This is a genomic window from Brevibacterium sp. FAM 24630 (genome assembly GCF_049804075.1).
Lineage (GTDB): Bacteria > Actinomycetota > Actinomycetes > Actinomycetales > Brevibacteriaceae > Brevibacterium.
In genome coordinates this window covers 53,908-77,133 of sequence record NZ_JBNBZD010000015.1, presented here as the reverse complement: position 1 = coordinate 77,133, position 23,226 = coordinate 53,908, and the positions used below count along the sequence as shown (strand labels likewise).

Annotated in this window: 18 protein-coding genes and 1 other RNA gene; 12 read left to right on the top strand and 7 right to left on the bottom strand. The window is 65.1% G+C overall.

Translation table 11 applies throughout. The features are described from left to right. Positions 1 to 97: 97 nt before the first annotated feature. The 3 genes from ACPUD7_RS12330 (at position 98) to sucB (ending at position 4,996) form a co-directional block, all read left to right on the top strand. Positions 98 to 1,573 carry a leucyl aminopeptidase gene (locus ACPUD7_RS12330; protein ID WP_425120064.1) on the top strand — a complete coding sequence of 492 codons (1,476 nt, stop codon included), beginning with the start codon at positions 98 to 100 and terminating at the stop codon, positions 1,571 to 1,573. Between the two features lie 153 nt (positions 1,574 to 1,726). Continuing rightward, a complete protein-coding gene (gene lpdA, locus ACPUD7_RS12325; RefSeq protein ID WP_425120063.1) occupies positions 1,727 to 3,115 on the top strand; it encodes a dihydrolipoyl dehydrogenase in 1,389 nt (462 codons plus the stop codon). 21 nt (positions 3,116 to 3,136) lie between these two features. After that, positions 3,137 to 4,996 (top strand): 2-oxoglutarate dehydrogenase, E2 component, dihydrolipoamide succinyltransferase, encoded by a 1,860-nt coding sequence (gene sucB / locus ACPUD7_RS12320; RefSeq protein WP_425120062.1) that lies wholly within the window; start codon positions 3,137 to 3,139, stop codon positions 4,994 to 4,996. 94 nt (positions 4,997 to 5,090) lie between these two features. On the opposite strand, the gene ACPUD7_RS12315 is transcribed toward sucB, so the two are convergent. Further along, positions 5,091 to 6,599: a hypothetical protein gene (locus tag ACPUD7_RS12315; protein WP_425120061.1), complete on the bottom strand. Its 1,509-nt coding sequence runs from the start codon at positions 6,597 to 6,599 to the stop codon at positions 5,091 to 5,093. Positions 6,600 to 6,756: 157 nt separating this feature from the next. Here ACPUD7_RS12315 and lipB point away from each other — a divergent pair, with 157 nt between their 5' ends. Genes lipB through ACPUD7_RS12300 form a run of 3 tightly spaced genes read left to right on the top strand, consistent with a single transcriptional unit; the run spans position 6,757 to position 9,251 of the window. Further along, positions 6,757 to 7,395, top strand: coding sequence for a lipoyl(octanoyl) transferase LipB (lipB, locus tag ACPUD7_RS12310; RefSeq protein ID WP_135542360.1), 639 nt, complete (start codon positions 6,757 to 6,759; stop codon positions 7,393 to 7,395). 10 nt (positions 7,396 to 7,405) lie between these two features. Next, the gene (gene lipA / locus ACPUD7_RS12305; protein WP_425120060.1) at positions 7,406 to 8,458 is read left to right on the top strand and encodes a lipoyl synthase; all 1,053 of its coding nucleotides are present in this window, start codon (positions 7,406 to 7,408) and stop codon (positions 8,456 to 8,458) included. A gap of 55 nt (positions 8,459 to 8,513) precedes the next feature. Continuing rightward, positions 8,514 to 9,251 (top strand): DUF4191 family protein, encoded by a 738-nt coding sequence (locus ACPUD7_RS12300; RefSeq protein ID WP_425120059.1) that lies wholly within the window; start codon positions 8,514 to 8,516, stop codon positions 9,249 to 9,251. A 208-nt stretch (positions 9,252 to 9,459) separates the two neighbouring features. Here the strand turns inward: ACPUD7_RS12300 and ACPUD7_RS12295 are convergent, their stop codons facing one another. Continuing rightward, positions 9,460 to 9,900 (bottom strand): RDD family protein, encoded by a 441-nt coding sequence (locus ACPUD7_RS12295; RefSeq protein WP_425120058.1) that lies wholly within the window; start codon positions 9,898 to 9,900, stop codon positions 9,460 to 9,462. 143 nt (positions 9,901 to 10,043) lie between these two features. On the opposite strand from ACPUD7_RS12295, the gene glnA (ACPUD7_RS12290) reads away from it, so the two are divergent. Both glnA (ACPUD7_RS12290) and ACPUD7_RS12285 read left to right on the top strand, forming a co-directional pair. After that, a complete protein-coding gene (gene glnA, locus ACPUD7_RS12290; RefSeq protein ID WP_425120057.1) occupies positions 10,044 to 11,468 on the top strand; it encodes a type I glutamate--ammonia ligase in 1,425 nt (474 codons plus the stop codon). A 126-nt stretch (positions 11,469 to 11,594) separates the two neighbouring features. Continuing rightward, entirely contained in the window at positions 11,595 to 13,061 is a 1,467-nt protein-coding gene (locus ACPUD7_RS12285) for a mycothione reductase (protein WP_425120056.1), read from the top strand. Between the two features lie 27 nt (positions 13,062 to 13,088). On the opposite strand, the gene ACPUD7_RS12280 is transcribed toward ACPUD7_RS12285, so the two are convergent. The 3 genes from ACPUD7_RS12280 to ACPUD7_RS12270 are packed head-to-tail and all read right to left on the bottom strand — an operon-like array spanning position 13,089 to position 17,702. Beyond that, on the bottom strand, positions 13,089 to 16,130 hold the full coding sequence (locus tag ACPUD7_RS12280; RefSeq protein ID WP_135542371.1) for a bifunctional [glutamine synthetase] adenylyltransferase/[glutamine synthetase]-adenylyl-L-tyrosine phosphorylase: 3,042 nt from the start codon (positions 16,128 to 16,130) through the stop codon (positions 13,089 to 13,091). Between the two features lie 5 nt (positions 16,131 to 16,135). Continuing rightward, on the bottom strand, positions 16,136 to 17,494 hold the full coding sequence (gene glnA, locus ACPUD7_RS12275) for a type I glutamate--ammonia ligase (protein ID WP_135542373.1): 1,359 nt from the start codon (positions 17,492 to 17,494) through the stop codon (positions 16,136 to 16,138). 4 nt (positions 17,495 to 17,498) lie between these two features. Further along, positions 17,499 to 17,702, bottom strand: a complete 204-nt coding sequence (locus ACPUD7_RS12270) for a hypothetical protein (protein WP_135542375.1) — start codon at positions 17,700 to 17,702, stop codon at positions 17,499 to 17,501. Between the two features lie 297 nt (positions 17,703 to 17,999). Here ACPUD7_RS12270 and ald point away from each other — a divergent pair, with 297 nt between their 5' ends. Further along, the gene (gene ald / locus ACPUD7_RS12265) at positions 18,000 to 19,118 is read left to right on the top strand and encodes an alanine dehydrogenase (RefSeq protein WP_425120055.1); all 1,119 of its coding nucleotides are present in this window, start codon (positions 18,000 to 18,002) and stop codon (positions 19,116 to 19,118) included. A gap of 124 nt (positions 19,119 to 19,242) precedes the next feature. Here the strand turns inward: ald and ACPUD7_RS12260 are convergent, their stop codons facing one another. After that, complete coding sequence (locus tag ACPUD7_RS12260) at positions 19,243 to 19,968, bottom strand: FadR/GntR family transcriptional regulator (protein WP_135542379.1); 726 nt, start codon at positions 19,966 to 19,968, stop codon at positions 19,243 to 19,245. 209 nt (positions 19,969 to 20,177) lie between these two features. On the opposite strand from ACPUD7_RS12260, the gene map reads away from it, so the two are divergent. Together map and ppgK are read left to right on the top strand one after the other, a co-directional pair. Next, entirely contained in the window at positions 20,178 to 21,086 is a 909-nt protein-coding gene (gene map / locus ACPUD7_RS12255) for a type I methionyl aminopeptidase (protein WP_135542380.1), read from the top strand. A gap of 1 nt (position 21,087) precedes the next feature. Beyond that, entirely contained in the window at positions 21,088 to 21,930 is an 843-nt protein-coding gene (gene ppgK / locus ACPUD7_RS12250; protein WP_135542382.1) for a polyphosphate--glucose phosphotransferase, read from the top strand. A 1-nt stretch (position 21,931) separates the two neighbouring features. Here the strand turns inward: ppgK and rnpB are convergent. Beyond that, positions 21,932 to 22,299, bottom strand: an RNA gene (gene rnpB / locus ACPUD7_RS12245) — RNase P RNA component class A. A gap of 140 nt (positions 22,300 to 22,439) precedes the next feature. On the opposite strand from rnpB, the gene ACPUD7_RS12240 reads away from it, so the two are divergent. Continuing rightward, complete coding sequence (locus ACPUD7_RS12240) at positions 22,440 to 23,216, top strand: YaaA family protein (RefSeq protein ID WP_425120054.1); 777 nt, start codon at positions 22,440 to 22,442, stop codon at positions 23,214 to 23,216. The last annotated feature ends 10 nt before the right edge of the window (positions 23,217 to 23,226 follow it).

Genomic DNA, 23,226 nt, shown 5'->3' with positions numbered 1-23,226 from the left:
ATCCCCAGAATATGTCACAGTCACCCGCCGCTTCCGCATCCCGCGTTGTTTGGCATTAGGATCGAATCAACGTTCAAAGACGACTGAAAGGGAACTCATGGCTGGTGCATCCACCCCAAGCAGCTACTCCACGACCTCACCGGTGAAGGCCACCGCCTCCGTGCTGGTGCTGGGCGCCGCGGATTCGACGGTCCTCGCGCTCGAAGGAGCAAAGGCCGCGCGGACCGCGCTCGACGAGGCTGCGAAGGCCATCGGGTTCACCGGAAAGGCCGGTTCCACCGCTCGGATTCCCTCGCCGAAGGGCGTCGCTGCGGACTCCGTGGTGCTCGTCGGCCTCGGCGACTTCGACGCCGCCACCGAGGACGTCGCCGCCACTCTTGAGGCACTGCGCCGAGGCGCCGGTGCGGCGCTGCGCGCACTCGACGGCGTCGACTCGGTCGCCCTGGCTCTGCCGGCGGCCACCCCCGCCGAAGTCGAAGCCGTCACCGTGGGCGCCGGGCTCGGTGCCTACCGTTTCCTCGACTACCGCAGCGAAGGCGAAGCCCCGGGCGAAGTCAGCGTCATCGGGCCCAAGGGCAAAACGTTCGCCGCCGCCCATGAGGCCGGAACCGCGATCGCGGCCGCGACGAATCGTGCCCGTGACCTCGTCAACACTCCGCCCCTGGACCTCTACCCCGAGTCCTACGCCGAGATCGTCAAGACGCAGGCCAAGGAACGCAGACTCAAAGTCACCGTCCTCGGCGACAAGGAACTCAAGGCCGGGGGCTACGGCGGCATCATCGGCGTCGGACAGGGCTCGACCCGCGGCCCCCGTCTCGTCAAGGTCGAATACGCGCCGAAGGGTGCCAAGCGCCATCTCAGCTTCGTCGGCAAGGGCATCACCTTCGACTCCGGCGGAATCTCGCTCAAGCCGGCCAAGAGCATGGAGGACATGAAGTCCGACATGGCCGGTTCGGCCGCCGTCGTGCAGGCACTGTTCGGCATCGCCGACCTCGGACTGCCCGTGCGTGTGACCGCCTGGCTGCCGATGGCCGAGAACATGCCCGGCTCCTCAGCACAGAGGCCCAGCGATGTGCTGACCATGCGCAGCGGCAAGACGGTCGAAGTCACGAACACCGATGCCGAGGGCCGCCTCGTCCTCGCCGATGCCCTCACCGACGCCGACGCCGAGAACCCCGACCTGCTCATCGACGTCGCCACTCTCACCGGCGCCCAGATCGTCGCCCTCGGCGAACGCACCTCGGGGGTCATGGGATCGACGACGGCGCGGGAAGAGGTCATCGCCTCGGCAGGCGTGGCCGGTGAGAACATGTGGGCGATGCCGATTCCGGAGGAGATGCTCTCGGGCTTCGACTCCACCTCGGCGGACCTCACGAACTCGGGGCCGCGACCCGGCGGCATGCTCGCTGCGGCCGCGTTCCTGCGCGAGTTCGTCGGCGAAGGCACCGAATGGGCGCACATCGATATCGCCGGGCCCAGCTTCAACGGCTCGGCACCCTTCGGATACACCCCGAAGGCGGCGACCGGAGCGGCGGTGCGCACGCTCATCGAAATCGCGAAGTCGGAGGGCTGAACAACGAAGTTCTACACGCTGTCGAGGTCAACGTGATGATCCCCACCTGTGTCCAATCAGACAGCGTTTCCTTTCGCCCCGAGCGAGAAAAGTGGAAAGATAAGACAGAAAGCTGCTTAGCGCAGGCTTATTCACAGCTACGAGGAGTAATCCGTGAGTGATTCATTGACCTACGACCTTGTCGTTCTGGGCGGCGGAACCGGCGGTTATGCCGCTGCTCTGCGAGCCGCAGAACTCGACATGAAGGTCGCTTTGATCGAACGCGACAAGGTAGGCGGCACCTGCCTCCACCGTGGCTGCGTGCCGACGAAGGCCCTTCTGCATGCCGCAGAGGTCGCCGACTCCGCCAAGAACTCCGAAGCATTCGGCATCGAAGCCGAGTTCAAGGGAATCGACATCAACAAGGTGCTCGAGTACAAGGACGGAGTCATCACCCGCAACTACAAAGGGCTGCAGGGCCTGGTCAAGGCTCGCGGAATCGACACGTACTTCGGCACCGGCAAGCTCGTCGGCAAGGACTCCGTCCAGGTCAGCGGCGAAGACGGCAACCACACCGTCACGGGCACGAACGTTCTGCTCTCGACCGGTTCGACTTCGAAGACCATCGGACTCGAGCTCACCGATCGCGTGATCACGAGCACCGAGGCTCTCGAACTGGACAAGGTGCCGAACTCGGCCATCGTCCTCGGCGGCGGCGTCATCGGCGTCGAGTTCGCCAGCGTCTGGAACTCCTTCGGCGCCGACGTCACGATCGTCGAGGGTCTCAAGCACCTCGTCGCGAACGAAGACGAGACGATCTCGAAGAACCTCGAACGCGCCTTCAAGAAGCGCAAGATCAAGTTCAAGCTCGGCACCATGTTCAAGGGTGTCGAGGAGACCGCTGACGGGGTCAAGGTCACGCTCGAAGACGGATCGACTCTGGAAGCCGAATACCTCCTCGTGGCCGTGGGCCGCGGTCCCGTGACCGAGGGCTTCGGATTCGAAGAGCAGGGCATTCCGATGGAGCGCGGATTCGTCCTCGCCAACGAACGTCTCCACACCGGCGTCGGCAACATCTACGCCTGCGGCGATATCGTGCCCGGCCTGCAGCTGGCCCACCGCGCCTTCGGCCAGGGCATCTTCATCGCCGAAGAGATTGCGGGCCTGAACCCGGTGCCCGTGCTCGAATCGGGCATCCCCCGCGTCACCTACTGCGAACCGGAGATCTTCTCCGTCGGGCTCTCCTCGGCTCAGGCCGAGGAGAAGTACGGCAAGGACCAGGTCGAATCGCTCGAGTACAACCTCGGCGGCAACGGCAAATCCGTCATCCTGGGAACCACCGGACTCATCAAGGTCATCCGCGAGAAGGACGGTCCGGTCGTCGGTGTCCACGGCATCGGCGCGCGCCTGTCCGAGCAGGCCGGTGAAGCTCAGCTCATCGTCAATTGGGAAGCATTCCCCGAGGAAGTCGCACAGCTCATCCATGCTCACCCGACGCAGAACGAAGCTCTCGGCGAAGCTCACCTGGCTCTGGCCGGCAAACCCCTGCACTTCCACTCATAAGATCCGAGGAGACGAAAACTCATGTCGAATTCCGTTCAGATGCCGGCTCTCGGAGAGTCGGTCACCGAGGGCACAGTCACCCGTTGGCTCAAGTCCGTCGGCGACGAGGTCGAAGTAGACGAGCCCCTGCTCGAAGTGTCGACCGACAAGGTCGACACCGAGATCCCCAGCCCGTACGCGGGCACACTGGAGAAGATCCTCGCCGATGAAGACGACGTCGTCGAGGTCGGCGGAGATCTCGCCTACATCGGCGACGGCAGCGGATCGTCCTCCGACGATTCCGCTCCGGCTGCCGAAGAAGCTCCCGCCGAAGAGCCCGAAGAGGACTCGGCCCCCGCCGAGGACTCGACTCCCGCCGAAGACGAGAGCACGGACAAGGAACCGGCCGCCGAGACCGCACCGGCTGCACAGTCCGAAGGCTCAGGTGAAGGCACCGAAATCACGATGCCGGCGCTCGGCGAATCCGTCACCGAAGGCACCGTGACCCGCTGGCTCAAGGAAGTCGGCGACGAGATCGAGGTCGACGAGCCGCTGCTCGAGGTCTCCACCGACAAGGTTGACACCGAGGTGCCCTCCCCCGTCGCCGGAATCGTCCAGGCACATCTGGCCGAAGAGGACGAGACCGTCGAGGTCGGCGCACCCCTGGCACGTGTCGGAACCGGAGCACCTGCGGAAGAGGCTCCCGCCGAGGAGGCCCCGAAGGACGAGGCGCCCGCCGAGGAAGCTCCCCAGCAGGAAGAACCTGCCGAGGAAGCCCCCAAGCAGGAAACCTCCGCCGAGGAAGCCCCCAAGCAGGAGGCGCCCGCACAGGAGGCCCCGAAGCAGGAGTCGGCGCCCAAGCCGGCACAGGCACCCTCCGCCCAGACTGCTTCGGCAGCGCAGGCCGAGGAACCGGTCGAGGCCGCGACGCAGGCTCCTGCTGCAGCGGACACGGTCGGTGAGAACGCCGCCTATGTCACTCCGCTCGTGCGTCGTCTGGCACGCGAGAAGGGCGTCGATCTCTCGCAGGTCACCGGCACCGGCGTCGGCGGTCGCATCCGCAAACAGGACGTCGAGACCGCGGCCAAGAACGGACCCACGGCACCTGCCGCTGCCGCCGCACCATCCGGTGCGCCGAAGGCACCGTTCAAGGTCGAGATCCCCGAGGAGGTCGCGAAGCTGCGCGGCACCACGGAGAAGGCCTCGCGGATCCGCCAGACCATTGCGAAGAGGATGAGCGAGTCCCTCGAGGTCTCTGCTCAGCTCACGCAGGTCGTCGAAGTCGACATGTCTCGCATCGTCAAGCTGCGCAAGGCGAACAAGGAAGCCTTCCAGTCCAAGCACGGCTCGAAGCTGACCTACCTGCCGTTCTTCGCCAAGGCCATCGTCGAAGCGCTTCAGGTGCACCCGAAGGTCAACGCGCAGTACGATCTCGAGTCGCAGCAGATCACCTACTTCGATCACGAGCATCTCGCCGTCGCCGTGGATACCCCACGCGGTCTGCTGGTGCCGGTGGTCAAGGATGCCGGTGACCTCAGCGTCGCTGGTCTGGCCAAGGCCATCGATGATGTCGCCGACCGGACCCGCAACAACAAGATCATGCCGGACGAGCTCTCGGGCGGCACGTTCACCGTGACCAACATCGGTTCCGTGGGGGCGCTGTTCGATACGCCGATCATCAACCAGCCGCAGATGGGCATCCTCGGCACGGGTGCCATCGTCCGTCGCCCCATCGCCGTGCAGACGGCCGACGGTGACGAGTCGATCGCCATCCGCGACATGGTGTATCTGCCGTTGACCTACAACCACCAGCTGGTCGACGGTGCGGATGCGGGTCGTTTCCTGCAGACCATCAAGGCACGTCTGGAAGAGGGCAACTTCGAGGCCGACCTCGACCTCTGAGGCTGCGGTCTTCCGCACACCCTGAAGAGGGGCCGACCATCCGTGGTCGGCCCCTCGGGTCATTCATGACCAGGTTGCAGTCCTGCCGCGATCATCAGTGCTGTCCGACTGCCGTCTCGGTGACCTGTTCGACCCGCCAGCGGCCGTCAAGGCGTTTGAGTTCGAATTCGACCGACAGCATCCCGAAGTCCTCGGTCTCGCTGCCGCTTCCCGCGCTGGAGTGCATCTGCGCCGAGGCGACGATCCTGTTCGCATCGGCATCGATGATCTCCACCCCATCGACTGCGATGGAATAGTCGGAGCCGATGAACCGGGAAGGATCGATGAGCTCATCGGCGGCTGCGGCGGCCGATCCCGGCACAGTCAGCACTCGCAGGGCCGCCTCGTCCCCATCGCTGAGCGCCTGAGCACGGTCGGCGCAGAGTCGCGAGAGAACGTGTGCCACCTCCTCAGCGCTGAGCTCTGCCGTATCGCCCGACACGGTCTGGGAGTTCGGGGCAGTCCTCCGCCAATCGAGTTCACCGGCCGTCCACGACTGCCAGACGAGGAGACCACCGACGAGAGTGAGGCACGCGGCCGCGGCGACCAGCCAGTGTCCTCGGCCTGCTCCCCTGAGACGATGCAGCCAGGTTCTCAACAACCCGCGAAACCGTCCGGCCGCCTGTCCGAGCGCGGAGGATCCGGGGCCCCGACGGCGCGAGCGCTGACGCCCCCTCAGGGACCGTCGGCTGGCCGCACGCAGGGTTTCAGCGGCTGAGCCCGGGGCGGACACGGTCCGTGCTGCGTGAGTCTGAGTCGAATCAGCGGTCCTCGACTCGGTTCCAGTGGCCGGTGAGCCCGTGGCCACCGGCTCACTCGTCCGAGTCGGGAACCTCGTGGCGCTGCGTTCGACCGGCACCGCATCTCGGCCGTATCCGCGACCGAGGGGTTGACCGGCTACAGCACGCAGACGCGCCGTCAGAGCTGCTTCGGGCGCGATTTCCCGATCGGCCGGCACCAGCGGGAGCGGAGCCGGGCTGGCCAGTGACCGCATCGATTCGGCCACTTCGTCGAGTGCCGCAGCCAGCCCGGTGTCGGGACCCGAATCCGCGAGCAGGTCGCCGACGACGGCCCGCAGCGCCTGTGACGAATCAGCCAGCGCAAGGTTGACCGGCAGCAGGCATTCGGCCCACGGACGGCCGCAGCCGGCGTGGTAGAGCATCTCCCCCACGGCACGCCGCGGTGACGTCTCCAAGGGCACCGAGAGACCGGGGATGAGCACCGGACGTCCTGCGGCTTCGAGTGCGAACGCCTTCAGACTCAGCCGCTGTTCGGGACATGAGCAGCCGCGAAGTTCCGTGACGATGCCGAGGAACAGAGTGCACAGCTCGGCATCGGTCAGTCCCTGATAGGCGCGCACAACGTCGAGGACGAGGCCGCCGGGCAGAGTGGGGACGAGGAGCAGTGACCGTCGACCGGTCGGCAGTTCCACTTCGGCAGTGCCGAGGGCCTCCGGATCGTCGACATCGAAGGAATCGTTGTCGATCCCCCAAACGGCTTCTCCTGAGGGACCGCTCACACGGTAGACGTCGTCGGAGATCTGTGCCTGAAGCTCCCATGTCATGTTTCGTCATCTCCGTTGATGGCTTTCTATGCTATTTGTGTTTATTTAATAGTGATAGCGTCGGCACCTCGATGTCAAGGGTCACATTCCGGGAACCGGGTTCTCGACGGCCCGCGGTCAAATTGAACCCGGGGTGCAAGAGTCATAGTGTGGAGCCATGCCCTTGGCCACAGAAACGCTCGGGTTCGCTCCGGTCCTCTCGGACTATCGGCAGACCTGGGATATGCAGAAGAGATATCACGAAGAAGTGCTCGCAGGACGGAGGGAGTCGACGGTGCTGTACCTCGAGCATTCCCCCGTCTACACGGCCGGCAAACGCACCGAGGAGGCCGACCGGCCCACAGATGGCACCGAAGTCATCGATGTCGACCGTGGCGGGAAGATCACCTGGCACGGCCCCGGCCAGCTCGTCGCCTACTTCATCTACCGCCTCAACGACCCCAAAGAGGTCCGCCTCTTCGTGTCCCAGCTCGAGGACGCGATGATTCGACTCCTTGCGGAATACGGCATCGAAGCCACCACCGTCGAAGGACGCGCCGGCGTCTGGCTGCTCGGCGACGGGCTCCGCCGTGACCGCAAGGTCGGAGCCATCGGCATCCGCATCCACGAGGGTGTCACGATGCACGGATTGGCCCTGAACTGCAGCAATGAACTCGGCGCCTATGAAAGCATCATCCCGTGCGGGATCAGCGACGCCGACACCACTTCCATCAGCGCAGAGATCGGACGGACGGTGACGCCGGAGGACACGGCAGACCGTCTCAACGAGATTCTGCAAGAGACCATCACAGCCTAGGAGAACGCCGATGACGATTGCACCAGAAGGCCGCCGGATGCTTCGGGTCGAAGCCCGCAACTCCGAGACTCCGATCGAGGACAAGCCCGCCTGGATCAAGGCCAAAGCCCATATCGGGCCCGAATACACCTCCCTGAAGTCCTTGGTGCGCAAGCAGGATCTGCACACCGTGTGCGAGGAAGCGGGCTGCCCGAACATCTTCGAGTGCTGGGAGGACCGCGAAGCGACCTTCCTCATCGGCGGCGAACAGTGCACCCGACGCTGTGACTTCTGCCAGATCGACACAGGCAAACCGGCCGCATTCGATGCGGACGAACCTCGCCGCGTGGCCGCCTCGGTGGCCGAGATGGGGCTGCGCTACTCCACGATCACCGGCGTCGCCCGCGACGATCTCGAAGACGGGGGTGCATGGCTGTACGCGGAGACGGTCCGCCAGATCCACGACCTCGAGTATGTCGACGGCCGCGGCACCGGCGTCGAGCTGCTCATCCCCGACTTCAATGCGAAGCCGGATCAGCTCGCCGAGGTGTTCTCATCCCGCCCCGAGGTGCTCGCCCACAACGTCGAGACGGTTCCGCGCATCTTCAAGCGCATCCGCCCTGCCTTCCGGTACGAGCGTTCGCTGTCCGTCATCACCCAGGCCCGAGAGGCCGGACTCGTGACGAAGTCGAATCTCATCCTCGGGATGGGTGAGACGAACGATGAGATCATCTCCGCACTGCAGGACCTCCACGACGCCGGCTGCGACCTCATCACGATCACCCAATACCTGCGCCCCTCCCCCAGACACCACCCCGTCACCCGGTGGGTCAAACCGGCCGACTTCGTGATGCTGCGCGATGCCGCCGAGGAGATCGGCTTCCTCGGCGTCATGTCGGGCCCGCTCGTGCGTTCGTCCTACCGCGCCGGTCGCCTGTGGGCGACTGCGATGCGCCGTCGCGGAGAGGAGATTCCCTCCCACCTGCAGCATCTCGACAAGCACACCCCGGCCAAGCAGGAGGCTCAGGCCGTCGTGGATACCTTCGGACCCGGCGAAGAGGTAGACTTGACAGCTGAGCAATGAAGGCGTTCGTCACCTGGTGATGTCGCCGCGACGCCCCTCAAGAGCAAGTGAGAGAATGAGCGAAGAACCGCGCAAGGGAATTTTCCGGCGCAAGCCGAAGGATCCGAACAAGAAACCCGGTCGTCTGGCACAGATGCGCCAGGTCTACGAGCTGTCCGCCAAGCACAACAAGGCGACGCCGTGGCTGTTGGCCGCGGCGGTGCTCGGACTCACGCTGATCGGGCTCTTGGTGGGTCTGCTGATCGGCGGAACCACCGTGATCTTCACGACGATCCTCGGTCTCATGCTCGGTCTGCTGCTGGGCATGTTCATGCTCGGCCGCTTCGCCGAGACTGCGGCCTTCGCGCAGATGGACGGACAGCCGGGCGCCTTCGGCGCCGTCCTCAACACTGCTCGTCGCGGCTACCTCATGGATGAGAAGCCGATCGCCATCGACCCGAGGAGCCGTGACCTCGTGTTCCGCTCCACCGGTCGCGCCGGCGTCGTCCTGCTCAGCGAAGGGCCCAAGGGACGCAGTGCGAAGCTGCTGGCCAAGGAGAAGAAGCGCCATGAGCGCATCCTGCCCAATGTTCCCGTCCACACCTTCCAGGGCGGCAAGGAAGACGGTCAGCTGGCGATGAAGCAGGTCGTGCCGACCGTGCAGAAGCTGCCGCGCAAACTCAACCGGGCAGAAGTCCTCGCCGTGCGCAACCGCCTGGCGGCGCTGGGCACACAGGGATCGCGTCCCCCGATTCCCAAGGGCATCGACCCGAACAAGGCCCGCCCGAATCACAAGGCGATGCGCGGACGCTGATCGACAGGCGCTGATCGACCCTCGCAACGGCGGCGGCAGCACCCGGATCGCGCACAGAAGCGGCGCCGGCTCGATACGAGTCGGCGCCGCTTCAGTCTCTTCTGCGCTTCTGTCCTGAACGCCGCTTTCTTCTGCGCTTCTGTCCCGGCGGAAGTGTTCCGAGGCCAGGCAGGTGGTCTGGTCGGGCCGGTTCGCCCCTCGCCGGGTGTCAGCGGCGGAGGATGACGGTTCCCGCGGCGAGGTCGTGCAGTCCGCGGTTGTCCCGGTCGAAGATCAGAGCGGGGATGACGAGCACGACGAGCACCGCACGGATGAACGATTTGAGCAGCCCGGGAACATGCCCGGACAGCCGGCGCACCTCGATGCCGAAGAGGCGATGGCCGACCGAGTAGCCGAGGGTGCCGACGAGCAGGAGATTCTCCAAGGCGAAGAAACCGGGGGCCAGGAAGGGATTGGCCGGGTCGATGACGTTGGCGATCGCCAGACACATCAGCCAGTCGACGAGAAGAGCGAGAATCCGCTTCCACGCAGGAGCCAGAGAATGCGAACCGAAGACAGGCAGACCGAGCCGTTTGCCGGGCCAGTCGTCTTCTTCCCTGTCGAACCGGGGTCCTTCGAGCCAGGAACCGAGGTCGTCACGATTGATCACCCTCCCACCCTACGAAATCCGGCCTGAGTGAATCCTCAGGAAACATGCCCGAAACATGAGCGTCATCACCACTTCATTCCGGGGCGACTAGGATTGACCGTGGTCAGGACAAACGGCCACCGTACTCGAACTAGGAGACCTAAGTGTTCTCGTCTGCTGAAGAACTCGTCAACTACATCTCGGAGAACGACGTCAAATTCGTCGATGTCCGGTTCTGCGACCTGCCCGGTGTGGTCCAGCACTTCAACCTCCCCGCCGCCTCCTACGGCACAGAGGAGATCACCGAGGGTCTGCTCTTCGACGGGTCCTCCATCACGGGGTTCCAGGGCATCCACGAATCCGATATGAAGCTGCTCGCCGATGTCACCTCGGCGTACATCGATCCGTTCCGCGACGCGAAGACGCTGGTCATCACGCACTCGATCGTCGATCCCTTCACCGATGAGCCGTACTCGCGCGACCCTCGTCAGGTGGCGGCGAAGGCAGAGTCCTACCTGGAGAGCACCGGAATCGCCGACACCGTCTTCTTCGGTGCCGAAGCGGAGTTCTACCTCTTCGATTCCATCCGGTACGAGAACACCCCCGGCAGCAGCTTCTACAAGATCGACTCGCAGGAAGCGGCCTGGGACATGGGCACCGACGAGCCCGGCGGCAACCAGGGATACAAGACCCCCTTCAAGGGCGGCTACTTCCCCGTCTCGCCGCAGGATCAGTACGCCGACATCCGAGATCACATGTCACTGACGCTCGAGCAGATCGGCTTCGAGATGGAGCGTGCCCACCATGAGGTCGGCACCGCCGGTCAGCAGGAGATCAACTACAAGTTCAAGACTCTCCAGCATGCAGGCGATCAGCTGCTCGACTTCAAGTACGTGATCAAGAACACGGCATTCGAGCTCGGGAAGTCCGCGACCTTCATGCCGAAGCCGCTGTTCGACGACAACGGTTCGGGTATGCACTGCCACCAGTCGCTGTGGAAGAACGGCGAGCCCCTCTTCTACGACGAGAACGGCTACGGCGGTCTCTCCGACCTCGCCCGCTGGTATATCGGCGGACTCATCGAACACGCCGGTGCCGTGCTCGCGTTCACGAACCCGACGATCAACTCCTACCGCCGCCTCGTCCCCGGCTACGAAGCCCCGGTCAACCTCGTGTACTCGGCCCGGAACCGTTCGGCAGCGATCCGCATCCCCGTCACCGGCTCCTCCCCGAAGGCCAAGCGTCTCGAGTTCCGTGTGCCCGACCCCTCATCGAACCCCTACCTCGCGTTCTCTGCGCAGCTCATGGCCGGCATCGACGGCATCCGCAACCGCATCGAACCGCCGGAGCCGATCGACAAGGACCTCTACGAGCTGCCCCCGGAGGAGGCCAAGGACATCAAGATCGTCCCCGGCACCCTCGACGAGGCGCTCAATGACCTCGAGAAGGACCACGACTTCCTCACCGCCGGTGACGTCTTCACCCCCGACCTCATCGAAACCTGGATCCGGATCAAACGTGAGAACGAACTCGACGTCGCACGCCTGCGTCCGACTCCCACAGAGTTCGAGCTCTACTACGCGCTCTGACCTTCGCCTGCGCACAGCAGGACAGGAATAGAGTGGGGGCGTCACGGGTTTTCACCCGTGGCGCCCTTTCGCCTCTTCGCCTCGTGACCGCACGGGCCGGAACACTGACCATTGGAGGGTTGGATCTTGACGCACTACGACCTGCTGCTCATCGGCACCGGATCGGGGAACATGTTCCTCGACACGCGATTCAAGGGACTGAAGACGGCCATCGCCGAGGAATGGCATTTCGGGGGCACCTGCCTCAACGTCGGCTGCATTCCGACGAAGATGTTCGTCTACCCCGCCACTCTGGCCGAGCAGGCCGCGCAGGCCGACCGCTACAACCTCTCCCCCACACAGCCGCAGGTCGATTGGGCAGGACTCCAGGACCGCATCTTCTCTCGCATCGACGCCATCGAATCCGGCGGTCGCGACTACCGCAGCAGCGATCGACAGCCGAACATCACCGTCGTCGCCGAACACGTTCACTTCACCGGCCCGAAGAGTGTGCGCACCGCCTCGGGTGAGGAGATCAGCGCAGACCGCATCGTCATCGCCGCCGGTGCACATCCCGTCATCCCCGACATCGACGGGCTCGACGCCTCCCGCGTCGACGGCGAAGACTACCCGGTGTTCACCTCGAACACGGTGATGCGTCGCCCCACCCAGCCCGAGCGCCTGGTCATCATCGGCTCCGGCATCATCGCCATGGAGTTCGCCCACATCTTCTCCTCCCTCGGCACCGAGGTCACCGTCCTCGCCCGCGGGCCTCGCCTGCTGGGCAACATCGACGCCGAGGCGGCCGACGAGTTCACTCGCATCTTCGACTCGTCCCATTCCGTCCTCCACGGCGTGCAGGCCGGGCACATCGACGTCGACCACGGCGAAGTCACGATCGGCCTCGAACCCAGCGGCCGCCTCGGCGAGGTCGACCGGCCGGAGACGATCACCGCCGACGCAGTGCTCGTCGCCACCGGCCGGGTGCCCAACACCGCCGAACTCGATGTCGCGACCGCCGGCTTCGACGTCAGCGACGGGCACCGGCTGGCCGTCGACGATCATCAGCGGGTGCTCTCCGAGGGCTCGCCGGTGCCCGGTGTCTTCGCCCTCGGCGACATCTGCTCACCGCATCAGCTCAAGCACGTGGCCAATCACGAAGCGAAGGTCGTCGGACGCAACCTCGACGCCGATGTCGCCGCAGGGCAGCCGGGGGCGGCTCGCGAGGAGGACCTCGCCAGGGTGAACCACCATGCGGTGCCCGGAGCGGTATTCTCCTCCCCGCAGGTCGCCTATCTGGGGATGAGTGAAGAGGAAGCCGAGGAGGCCGGCCACGACATCACCGTGAAGGTCCAACAGTTCTCGGATGTCGCCTACGGGTGGGCGATGGCCGACGACCCGGGCATCGTCAAAATCATCGCCGACCGCCGCAGTCGGCTGATCCTCGGTGCATTCATCGTCGGACACGAAGCGTCGATGCTCATCCAGCCCCTCATCCAGGCGATGGCCTTCGGCCAGACCGCCGACGAGGTGGCCACGGGACAGTACTGGATCCATCCGGCCCTGCCCGAAGTCATCGAGAATGCACTCCTCGGCCTCGAATTCGAGGACTGAGCACCAGCGGCCGTCGGCAGGCTCGGCTCAGAAGCCGTAGAAGCGGTGCTCCATGACGGCACGGGCATGCCGGGTGGTGCGCAGATAATCGTCCTCGAGGTCATGGCCCTCGCCGGCGGCGTAGCCGAGCAACCGAGCCGTGGCCTCGAGCTCGGTGTGGTCACCGGGCAGTGATTCCGCGGTGCGACCTCTGAAGAGCATCACGGCAGACCGCACATCCGTGGCCAGCTGCCATGCCTCCGCCAGCTGCGCGGCATCCTCGGCGGGCAGCAGCTGCGCCTCGGTGGCGGCAGCGAGTGCCTGCAGGGTCGAGGTCGTGCGCAGACTGGCCAACTCATGCCCATGCTCGAGCTGGAGGAGTTGGACGGTCCATTCGACGTCGGAGAGGCTGCCGCGGCCGAGCTTGAGGTGCCGCCGTTTGTCCGCATTGCGGGGCAGGCGTTCGTCCTCCATCCGCGCCTTGAGCGTGCGCACCTGCGTCAGCGCCTTGTGCGGCATCTCGGCGGGGTACCGCAGCGGGTCGATGAGTGAGAGGAAGTCCTCGATCAGTCCTTCGTCTCCGGCGACCGGACGCGCCCGCAGCAGCGCCTGGGCTTCCCACGGCTGTGACCATTTCGCGTAGTAGGCCTGGTAGGAGGAGAAGCTGCGCACGAGCGGTCCGTTCTTGCCTTCGGGCCGCAGATCCGCGTCGAGGTCGACTCCCTGTGCGCTTTCGCTGGCCTTGAGCCGTGAGGACAGCTGCAGCGCCACCTTGTTGGCATGTTTGCTCAGCTTGCCCTTCGCCTCGGCGTCGAGATCGTTCGACTTCGCTCGGACGACGTACATCGCATCGGCGTCGGAGAAGTACCCGATCTCCCGTCCGCCCCAGCGGCCCATCGCGATGACGGCGAATTCGTAATCGGGCGTCTCCGGTGTCTCGAGGTCGGTGCGCACGGCTTCCAGCGCACCGCGGACGGCAAGATCCATGAGATCTGAGAGATCGCCGGGGATCGCGGATCGGTCGCCGACATCGAGGACGTCGCGCAGGGCGATGCGCAGCAGTTCTCGACTGTAGGTCTCGCGGATCGGCGTGACAGCGGCGCCTCCGTGACGTTTGAGCAGTCCGTCGACTTCGGCCGACAGCACGTTGAGGTCACGGGCAGCGAGATTGTCGTACTTGTCCAACCAGGCCACCGCCGCGGGCTGGCGCAGCAGCAGCTCGGTGGCGTAGCCGGACAGGGACAGCACATCGGCGACCGACTTGGCGGCGAGTCCGGAATCCCTGAGCATCTTGAGGAACCAGCCGGAAGAGGCAAGCGATTCGCTCAGTCGCCGGAACGCCAGAAGTGCCCGGTCGGGTTCGACTCCGTCGGAGAACCAGTCGAGCAGCGCCGGCAGCACCTGTTTGATCACCATCGCCGTGCGCGATACGCCGGTCGTCAGGGCCTTGATATGGCCCAGAGCACCCTGCGGATCCCGATAGCCGAAGGCCCGCAGACGATCGGCTGCGGCCTGCAGACTCGAGCCGCGCTTGTGGGCTTCGACGACGGCCCCATGGACGCCGACGGCGGCTTCGAGGATCGGCCGGTAGAAGATCTGCTCATGCAGTCGGGTGACGTGTCTGGCGTAGTCGCGGCGGGTCTCTTCGAGGCGGGCACCGGTGCGGGAGCCGGAGCGGAAGACCGACCGGGCGAGCATCCTCAACTTCGCATCGTCATCGGGGATGAGAGCATTGCGCATCATCCGGGGAATCTGCACCCGATGCTCGACGACGCGCATGAACCGGTAGGCGGCGGAGAACACGGAAGCATCCTGTTGGCCGATGTATCCGTGCTCGCCGAGCTCTTCGAGCGCCATGAGAGTGTTCGGGGTGCGGATGTCCTCGTCGGTGCCGCCGTGGACGAGCTGGAGCATCTGGGCAGAGAACTCGACATCACGCAGGCCCCCGCGACCGAGCTTGATCTGACGCGGAGCCTCAGCGGCCGGGATGAGGTCGACGACGCGACGACGCATCGATCTGACACCGTCGATGAAGCCCTCACGACTGGCCACCTTCCACACCAGCGGCAGAAGCGAGTCCGAGAACCGTCTGCCGACTTCGGCATCACCGGCCACCGGCCTGGCTTTGAGCAGCGCCTGGAATTCCCAGTTCTGGGCGATGTCGGCATAGTAGTGCTCGAACTCCGAGAGAGTGCGCACCAGTGCTCCGGCCTTGCCTTCGGGACGCAGCGCGGTGTCGACTTCCCACAGCGCAGGTTCGCCTCCGGCGTCGGAGAGGACTGCCCGTGTCCGCTGGGCCAGATCCGTGGCGAGATCCCGCGCGTCGCCGTCGTCGGCGGAGTCGAGGACGAAGACGACATCGACGTCGGAGACGTAGTTGAGTTCGCGGGCACCGGTCTTACCCAGAGCGATGACGGCCAAGCGGATCCCGTCTCCCCCGTCGACTTCGGCTCTGGCGATCGCCAGAGCAGCATCGAGCGCGGCGGCGGCAAGATCGGACAGGACCGCCATGACGTGGTCGACGATCTCCTCAGGCGCTTCGGCTGCGAGATCATCGGCGACCAGCCGCAGCACGGCGTCACGATAGTTCCGGCGCAGCGAGCGGATCCCCTCGTCTCCGGTCACGGTGGCGAGCGGTGCCGGGGACTCGGGGTCGGCACCGACGGCCTGGAGCATCTCGGCCCGCAGCGACACCGCCGAGGCGGCGGGTGTCGAGATCAGCAGGAACGGTTCGGGCACCAGCAGAAGCGGCAGCGAATCAGGATGTCGGACCAGGTGGTCGACCATCGCCTCCGAGGTGCCCATGACCGCGAGCAGGCGCGCCAGCAGCGGCCGGTTGAGTTCGTCTTCTGCCAGCGTCTCCGCAGTGCCGGAGCGAACGGCCGAGAGCAGCGCCGCGGAGTCCTGCCCAGCGGCCTCGACGACCCGGAGCAGCCCGAGGGCGGCACCGTGCGGATCCGGGGTTGCCAGAAGCAGCTCGACGAAGCGCGAATCCGTGGCCAGAGGCTGGCCCAGGAGCTCATCGAGCTCGTGGAGGAATCGGGCTGTCGCATCCGGGACGCTGGTCGTGCGTGAAGTGATTCCTGCCATGGGGATTACATCGAAGTGAAATGCTTGGCGAGTTCATAGGGTGTCACCTGGGCACGGTAGTCGTTCCACTCCTGACGCTTGTTGCGCAGGAAGAAGTCGAAGACCTCTTCGCCGAGGGTCTCGGCCACGAGATCCGAGCTCTCCATGATCTCCAGCGCATGAGACAGACTGCGCGGCAGCGCCTCGATGCCCATCGCCCGCCGTTCGGTGTCCGAGAGCTGCCAGACATTGTCCTCGGCCTCCTCGGGAAGCTCGTAGCCTTCCTCGATTCCTTTGAGCCCGGCGGCGAGCATGAGGGCATAGGACAGATACGGGTTCGCCGAGGAGTCCATGGCCCGGTATTCCACCCTCGCCGAGGAGGACTTGCCGGAGTTGTACTGCGGCACCCGGACGAGGGCCGAACGGTTGCGGTGACCCCAGGAGATGTAGGACGGAGCCTCATGACCGGTCCACAGCCGCTTGTACGAGTTCACGTGCTGATTCGTCACCGCCGAGATCTCGGCGGCGTGTGTGAGCAGACCGGCGATGAATTGGCGCCCGGTCCTCGAGAGCTGATACTCCGCTCCCGGTTCGAAGAAGGCATTGTTCTCCCCTTCGAACAGCGACACATGTGTGTGCATGCCGTTGCCTGGGTGCTCCGACAGCGGTTTGGGCATGAACGAGGCGTAGACGCCCCTGGAGATCGCGACTTCCTTGATCACTGACCGGAACGTCATCACATTGTCGGCCATGGTCAGGGCGTCTGCGTAGCGCAGGTCGATTTCATTCTGCCCGGGTCCGGCTTCGTGGTGGGAGAACTCCACCGACAAGCCCATGGCTTCGAGCATGGTCACCGCTTCGCGTCGGAAGTCATTGGCTGTGCCGCCGTTGACATGGTCGAAGTATCCCGCGGTGTCGACGGGTTTTGGCGCGGTGCCGTCGGTGATGCCGGTGACCGGGTCGAGGTTGTCGGTCTTGAACAGATAGAACTCGATCTCAGGGTGCACGTAGAAGGTGAAGCCGCGTTCGGCGGCTTTCGCCAGAGTGCGTTTGAGGACATTGCGCGGATCCGCCGGTGCCGGTTCTCCCCCGGGCACATGGATGTCGCAGAACATCCGCCCGGTCGGTTCGGTCTCTCCCCGCCAGGGAAGCAGGGAGAACGTCGAGGGGTCGGGTTTGAGCACCATATCGGCCTCGTAGACCCGGGCGAGCCCCTCCACCGCCGAGCCGTCGAACCCGATGCCCTCGGAGAAGGCGCCTTCGAGTTCGGCCGGCACGATGGCCACGGACTTCAGCTGCCCGAGGACATCGGTGAACCAGAGTCGGATGAATCGCACATCACGATCCTCAACGGTCCTGAGAACGAATTCCTCCTGACGTGACATCCGATCAGCCGTTCCACTTCTCGTCGTCTTCGTCCCACTTCTGGCTGCGTTCGCGAGCCTTGTCCAGGGCGGCGCGTGCGACCTCTTCGGTCTCGTACGGGCCCATCCGGTGCGTCCAGTCGCTGACCAGGCCCTTTTCGACGGTGTTCGTCTCAAGATTGAAGTAGTACTTCGAGTCAGGATCGTCGATATCTTCGTAGAGTCCCATGTCGAGCCCTCTCTCCTCAGCGGGGTTCTGCGTTGACAGTTTCAGCTTACCGTTTCGCAGGGAGTTCGCGGTGCATCCCGTGTTCTCAGACCTGCCAGCCGATCACGCCCGGCTGGAATCATGTTTTCCGCGTCATCTGGTACCGAAATACACTGATTCCGTATCTGACAAGACGAAAACAGCCTTAAAGGTTTGCTCTCCAAACCTTCTAAGGAATACAGTTGAACCATCGTCGACCGACGTCGAAGTCGGCGGCCTTCGCCCCAGCGGCGCTCAATCATGAAAGAAGGACACACAATGCGCATTTCAGTGCCCACAGAGGTCAAGAACAACGAGTTCCGAGTCGCCATCACAGCTGCCGGCGTGCACGAGCTCGTCGCCCACGGCCACGAAGTCACCGTGCAGGCGGGAGCCGGCGAAGGCTCTTTCATCACCGACGAAGAGTATGCCGCCGCGGGTGCGAAGATCGCTCCCGATGCTGAGAGCACCTGGACCGCAGGCGATCTCGTCCTCAAGGTCAAGGAGCCGATCGCTCAGGAGTACGGCTTCCTGCGCAAGGACCTCATCCTCTTCACCTACCTGCATCTGGCCGCCGACGAGGCGCTCACCCGTGCCCTCATGGAGGCAGGCACCACCGCGATCGCCTACGAGACCGTGCAGCCCGACGGCGGCGGACTCCCGCTGCTGGCTCCCATGAGTGAGATCGCCGGGCGCCTGTCGACGCAGGTCGGTGCGCACAGCCTGCTCAAGGCCAACGGCGGCCGCGGCATCCTGCTCTCCGGCGTCCCCGGCGTCGAGCGCGCCAATGTCGTCGTCATCGGTGCCGGTGTCGCCGGCACGAACGCGGCCCGCATGGCGCTCGGCCTCGGAGCGACCGTCGAGGTCATCGACATCAACATCCCCCGCCTGCGCCAGATCGACGAGACCTTCGCCGGTGCGATCGGCACGAAGGTGTCAAACAAGTACGAGATCACGAAGGCTCTGGCCGGCGCCGACCTCGTCATCGGCTCCGTGCTCATCCCCGGAAAGAAGGCTCCGAAGCTCGTCACCGATGAGATGGTCGCGGGGATGAAGCCGGGTTCGGTCCTCGTCGACATCGCCATCGACCAGGGCGGCTGCTTCGAGAACTCGCGTCCGACGACGCACGATGATCCGACGTTCACCGTTCACAACTCGGTCTACTACTGTGTGGCGAACATGCCCGGAGCCGTGCCGAACACCGCTACGGCGGCGCTGACGAACTCGACGCTGCCGTTCGCTGTCAAGATCGCCGACCAGGGCTGGCACAAGGCCCTGTCGAATGATTCGGCACTGGCACGCGGACTCAACATCCACAACGGCCACGTCACCAACGACAACGTCGCCGAGGCATTCGGTCTCGAGGCCGTGTCCGTGGCCCACGCGCTCGCCAACTGAGTCCGACCGCGGTCACCGCAGATGCCGAAGGCCGGCGCTCCCATCCGGGAGTGCCGGCCTTCGGCAGTCGACTTCAGAACAATCCGGGCATGAGGCCCCCGGCCTGACGGGTCTCCCGGGCGGCTCAGTCGCGGGAGACGATGGTGGTGTAGCGGAAATGGTCCTCACAGAGCTGACCGGCTTTCTGCGCATCCCCCTCGGCGATCGCCTCGACGATCGCGGCGTGGTCGGCCACGGCGTGGTCGAAGAGCTCGGCAGAGAACGGGTCGTGGCGGAATCCCGCGTTGATCTTCGTGTCGATGTCGATGGCCATCCGCACGAGTTCAGGGTTGTGGCCGGCGCGGGCGATCGCGAAATGGAACTGCGCGTCCGCGGTTCGGGCGGCGGCTGCCTCGGCGCGTTGGGAATAGATCTGAGCCAATTCGTGCAGTTCGGCAAGCTCGGTCTCGGTGCGGCGACGGGCCGCCGTCGCGGCAAGGGAATTCTGAAACACGGCGCGGGCATCGAGCAGATTGCGCCGCTCGGCGTGGAACTCATCGATACGACCGGCCATGGGCGCCAGCGCTTCTGGGCGGGCGTTCTTGACGAAGGTCCCTCCCCCGCGTCCTCGGCGACGTTCGACGACACCGAGGCGCTCGAGGCGCAGCAGCGCCGCACGCACGCTCGACCGGGACACCTGCAGATCGGAGGCCAGGGTCCGCTCTCCCGGCAGAAGGGTGCCTTCCGGCAGAGCCCCGACCGCGATTCCGGAGAGGATGTGGTCGGCGATCTGCTGAGGCGCGCTCGTCAGGCTCACGACTTCGCCGAGGCCGGAGAACTCATGGTTCCCGGCCGTCGTCTCCTCGCTCACTCTGCCTCCCTCTGTTCGCGCCGTCTGTTCTCGCCGGCGGCCCGCGGTCACGCCCAGATGGTCGGGACCGGAGTCATTCGACGCGGGCGAGTCCGTTCCGAACGCCTCCCCTGTTTCGATTCTAGTCGTGCCCGCGGCCTGCCCGAAGCAGCGACAGGCGCCCGCGAAGTGGGACAAAGTCGGACAACCACCATAGAATCGAAGGCATCATGACTGCTCACACGCGCCTCCTCACCCCCGGCACCATCTCTCCCGAACGGACAGTGCCGAAGACCATCGCCCGCCCCGAATACGTCGGACGCGCCGACGCGAACGAAGGGCGCGGGAACAACTTCTACTCCGCAGAAGAGATCGAGACCGTCCGAGCAGCGGGACGGATCGCTGCCAATGCTCTGGCCGTCGTCGGAGAGATGATCGTCCCCGGCATCACGACCGACGACATCGACGCCGTCGCCCACGAGTACATGTGCGATCACGGCGCGTACCCCTCGACCCTGGGCTATCGCGGATTCCCGAAGTCCGTGTGCACCTCGGTCAATGAGGTGATCTGTCACGGCATTCCCGATTCGACGGTCATCGAAGACGGTGACATCGTCAATGTCGACATCACCGCCTACTATCAGGGGATGCACGGCGACACGAACTACACGTTCACCGCCGGGCAGGCCGACGAGGAGTCTCGGCTGCTCGTCGAACGCACCTATGAGGCGATGATGCGCGGCATCAAGGCGGTCAGGCCCGGACGCGAGATCAACATCATCGGTCGCGTCATCGAGAAGTACGCGAAGCGGTTCGACTACGGCGTCGTCCGTGACTACAGCGGCCACGGCGTGGGCCGCGAATTCCACTCCGGACTCATCGTCCCCCACTACGATGCCGCGCCCGCGCACGCGGAGACGATCGAACCGGGAATGATCTTCACCATCGAGCCGATGCTCAACCTCGGCACGATCGACTGGGATGTGTGGGACGATGCCTGGACCGTGGTGACGAAGGATCGGAGGCGTTCGGCCCAGTTCGAACACACCCTTGTCGTCACCGAGACCGGCGCGGACATCCTCACCCTGCCGGATGCCGACACGGCGATCGCTGCGGGACCGGTGAACGGTGGAAACTGAGATGAGCACCGAGGCGGCCCACAGGTTCGCAATCGGCATCGACATCGGCGGGACCGGGATCAAAGCGGCACTCGTCGACACCACGACCGGAAGACTGCCGTTCAAACGACTGCGGGTGCTCACCCCGAAGCCGGGCACCCCGACCGCAGTGGCTGAGACGATCGCCGTGCTGCTCGAGGACCTCACTCAGCAGGCCCTCGATCTCGAACTCGTCACCGATCGGGCAGAACTCGACTCTCTGCCCGTGGGCTGCGGCTTCCCCGGCGTGATCCGGCGCGGTCGCGTCGAATACACCGCGAACCTCGATCAGAGTTGGATCGGTTCGCACATCGACGCGGTCATCGGCGACCGCACTGGCAGGACTGTGTACTTCCTCAACGATGCCGATGCGGCCGGACTGGCCGAGATGATCTTCGGCGCCGGGCGCAGCCACCGGAAGAAGACCGTGCTCCTGACCACCCTGGGCACGGGCATCGGCACCGCACTGTTCACACAGGGACGGCTCGTGCCGTATACGGAGCTCGGTCATATCGAGATGAATGGTGCGGATGCGGAGACGCAGGCGGCCGAGTCGGTCAAGACCCGCCTGGGGCTGTCCTATTCGGAGTGGGCGGCACGCCTGCAGCAGTACTACTCGCTCGTCGAGCTGTTTGTGGCACCGGACGTCATCATCGTCGGCGGTGGGGTGTCGAAGTCGCATGCGCAGTTCCTGCCGCTCATCTCCACTCGCGCCAAACTCAAACCAGCGAAGCTGTTCAACAACGCCGGAATCGTCGGTGCGGCGATGATCGCCGTCAACGGCGGGCAGGCGAAGGTCAAGCGCGTTCGGTCCGAAAAGATGTGATGAGGACAGGCCACCGATACGCCGGGTTCTGTCGACGAGTCGGTCACCCTTCTCGCCTGACGGCCATCTGTCTGGGACCGATGTTGCCACCGGCCTCAAGCAATCCACCCGACAGCTCGGCGAGCCGCCTCGAACGCTGTCTGTCTGATCTTGCTCCGGATGGGGTTTACCCAGCAGCGTCGGTCACCCGACACTCTGGTGGTCTCTTACACCACCGTTTCACCCTTACCCAGTCGGAACTGGGCGGTCTGCTTTCTGTTGCACTGGCCCGCGGGTTGCCCCGGGTGGGTGTTACCCACCATCCCTGCTCTGGGGAGCCCGGACGTTCCTCAGCCCTCTGACGAGAGCCGCGGCCGTCTGGTGACCTGTCCTCAAGCAACCCAGTCTAGCGTCTTCGACGGACTCCGTGGCACAGCGTCTCTCCCACCTCCCCCGGGTCGAGGCGAACGTGACGAAGCTCATCCGATACCGCCTGCGATCGTGTCCGCTGGTGCTCCTACGATGGAAGGGTGAAGATCCTCCTGCCGCCCTCCGAGGGCAAGACGCCGGCCGCCTCCGGACCGACTCTCGACCTCGACGGTCTCTCGGCTCCGGACCTCACCAGCAAGCGCAAGCGCGTGCTCTCCGCGCTGCAGAAGACGTCGAAGAGCCGGGATGCACTCGAGTGCCTCGGCGTCGGCAGATCCCTGGCCGCAGATGTCGAACGCAATACGGTTCTCGACTCGATCCCGTGTGCCCCGGCCCTGCTCACCTACTCTGGTGTCCTCTATGAGGCGATGGGCTCGGACGAGTTGGTGGCTGCGGCCGAGGACGACGAGGCCCTGAGTGAACGTCTGCGCCACGTCCAGGTCTTCTCCGCCCTCTTCGGCCGGGTTCACGGCCTCGATGTCATCCCGGCCTACCGGCTGGCGATGAAGACCGAGCTGGGAACGCTGGGTCGGCTGACCTCGTACTGGAAGCCGATCCTTGCGAAGTCCTGTGCCCTCGAACCCGACGAGGTGGCCCTCGACTGCCGTTCGAGCGATTATCGGGCCGCGTGGCCCGGGCCTCATGACCGGGTCGTGCTCATGGGGGCGGTGACCGACAGCGACGGCAGACGTCGTGTCGTCTCCCACTGGGCGAAGTTCTATCGCGGGCAGTTCGCCGGCCGTCTCCTCGCCGACGAGCGCCCGCTGCCGCAGACGATCGAGGAGCTGGTGGCCCGTGCCGAAGAGTTCTACGAGGTCGAGTTCACTGCGCACACTGCGTCGAAGCCCGCGGCTCTGACAATCGTTCTGCGTGACTGAATCGCTCTGA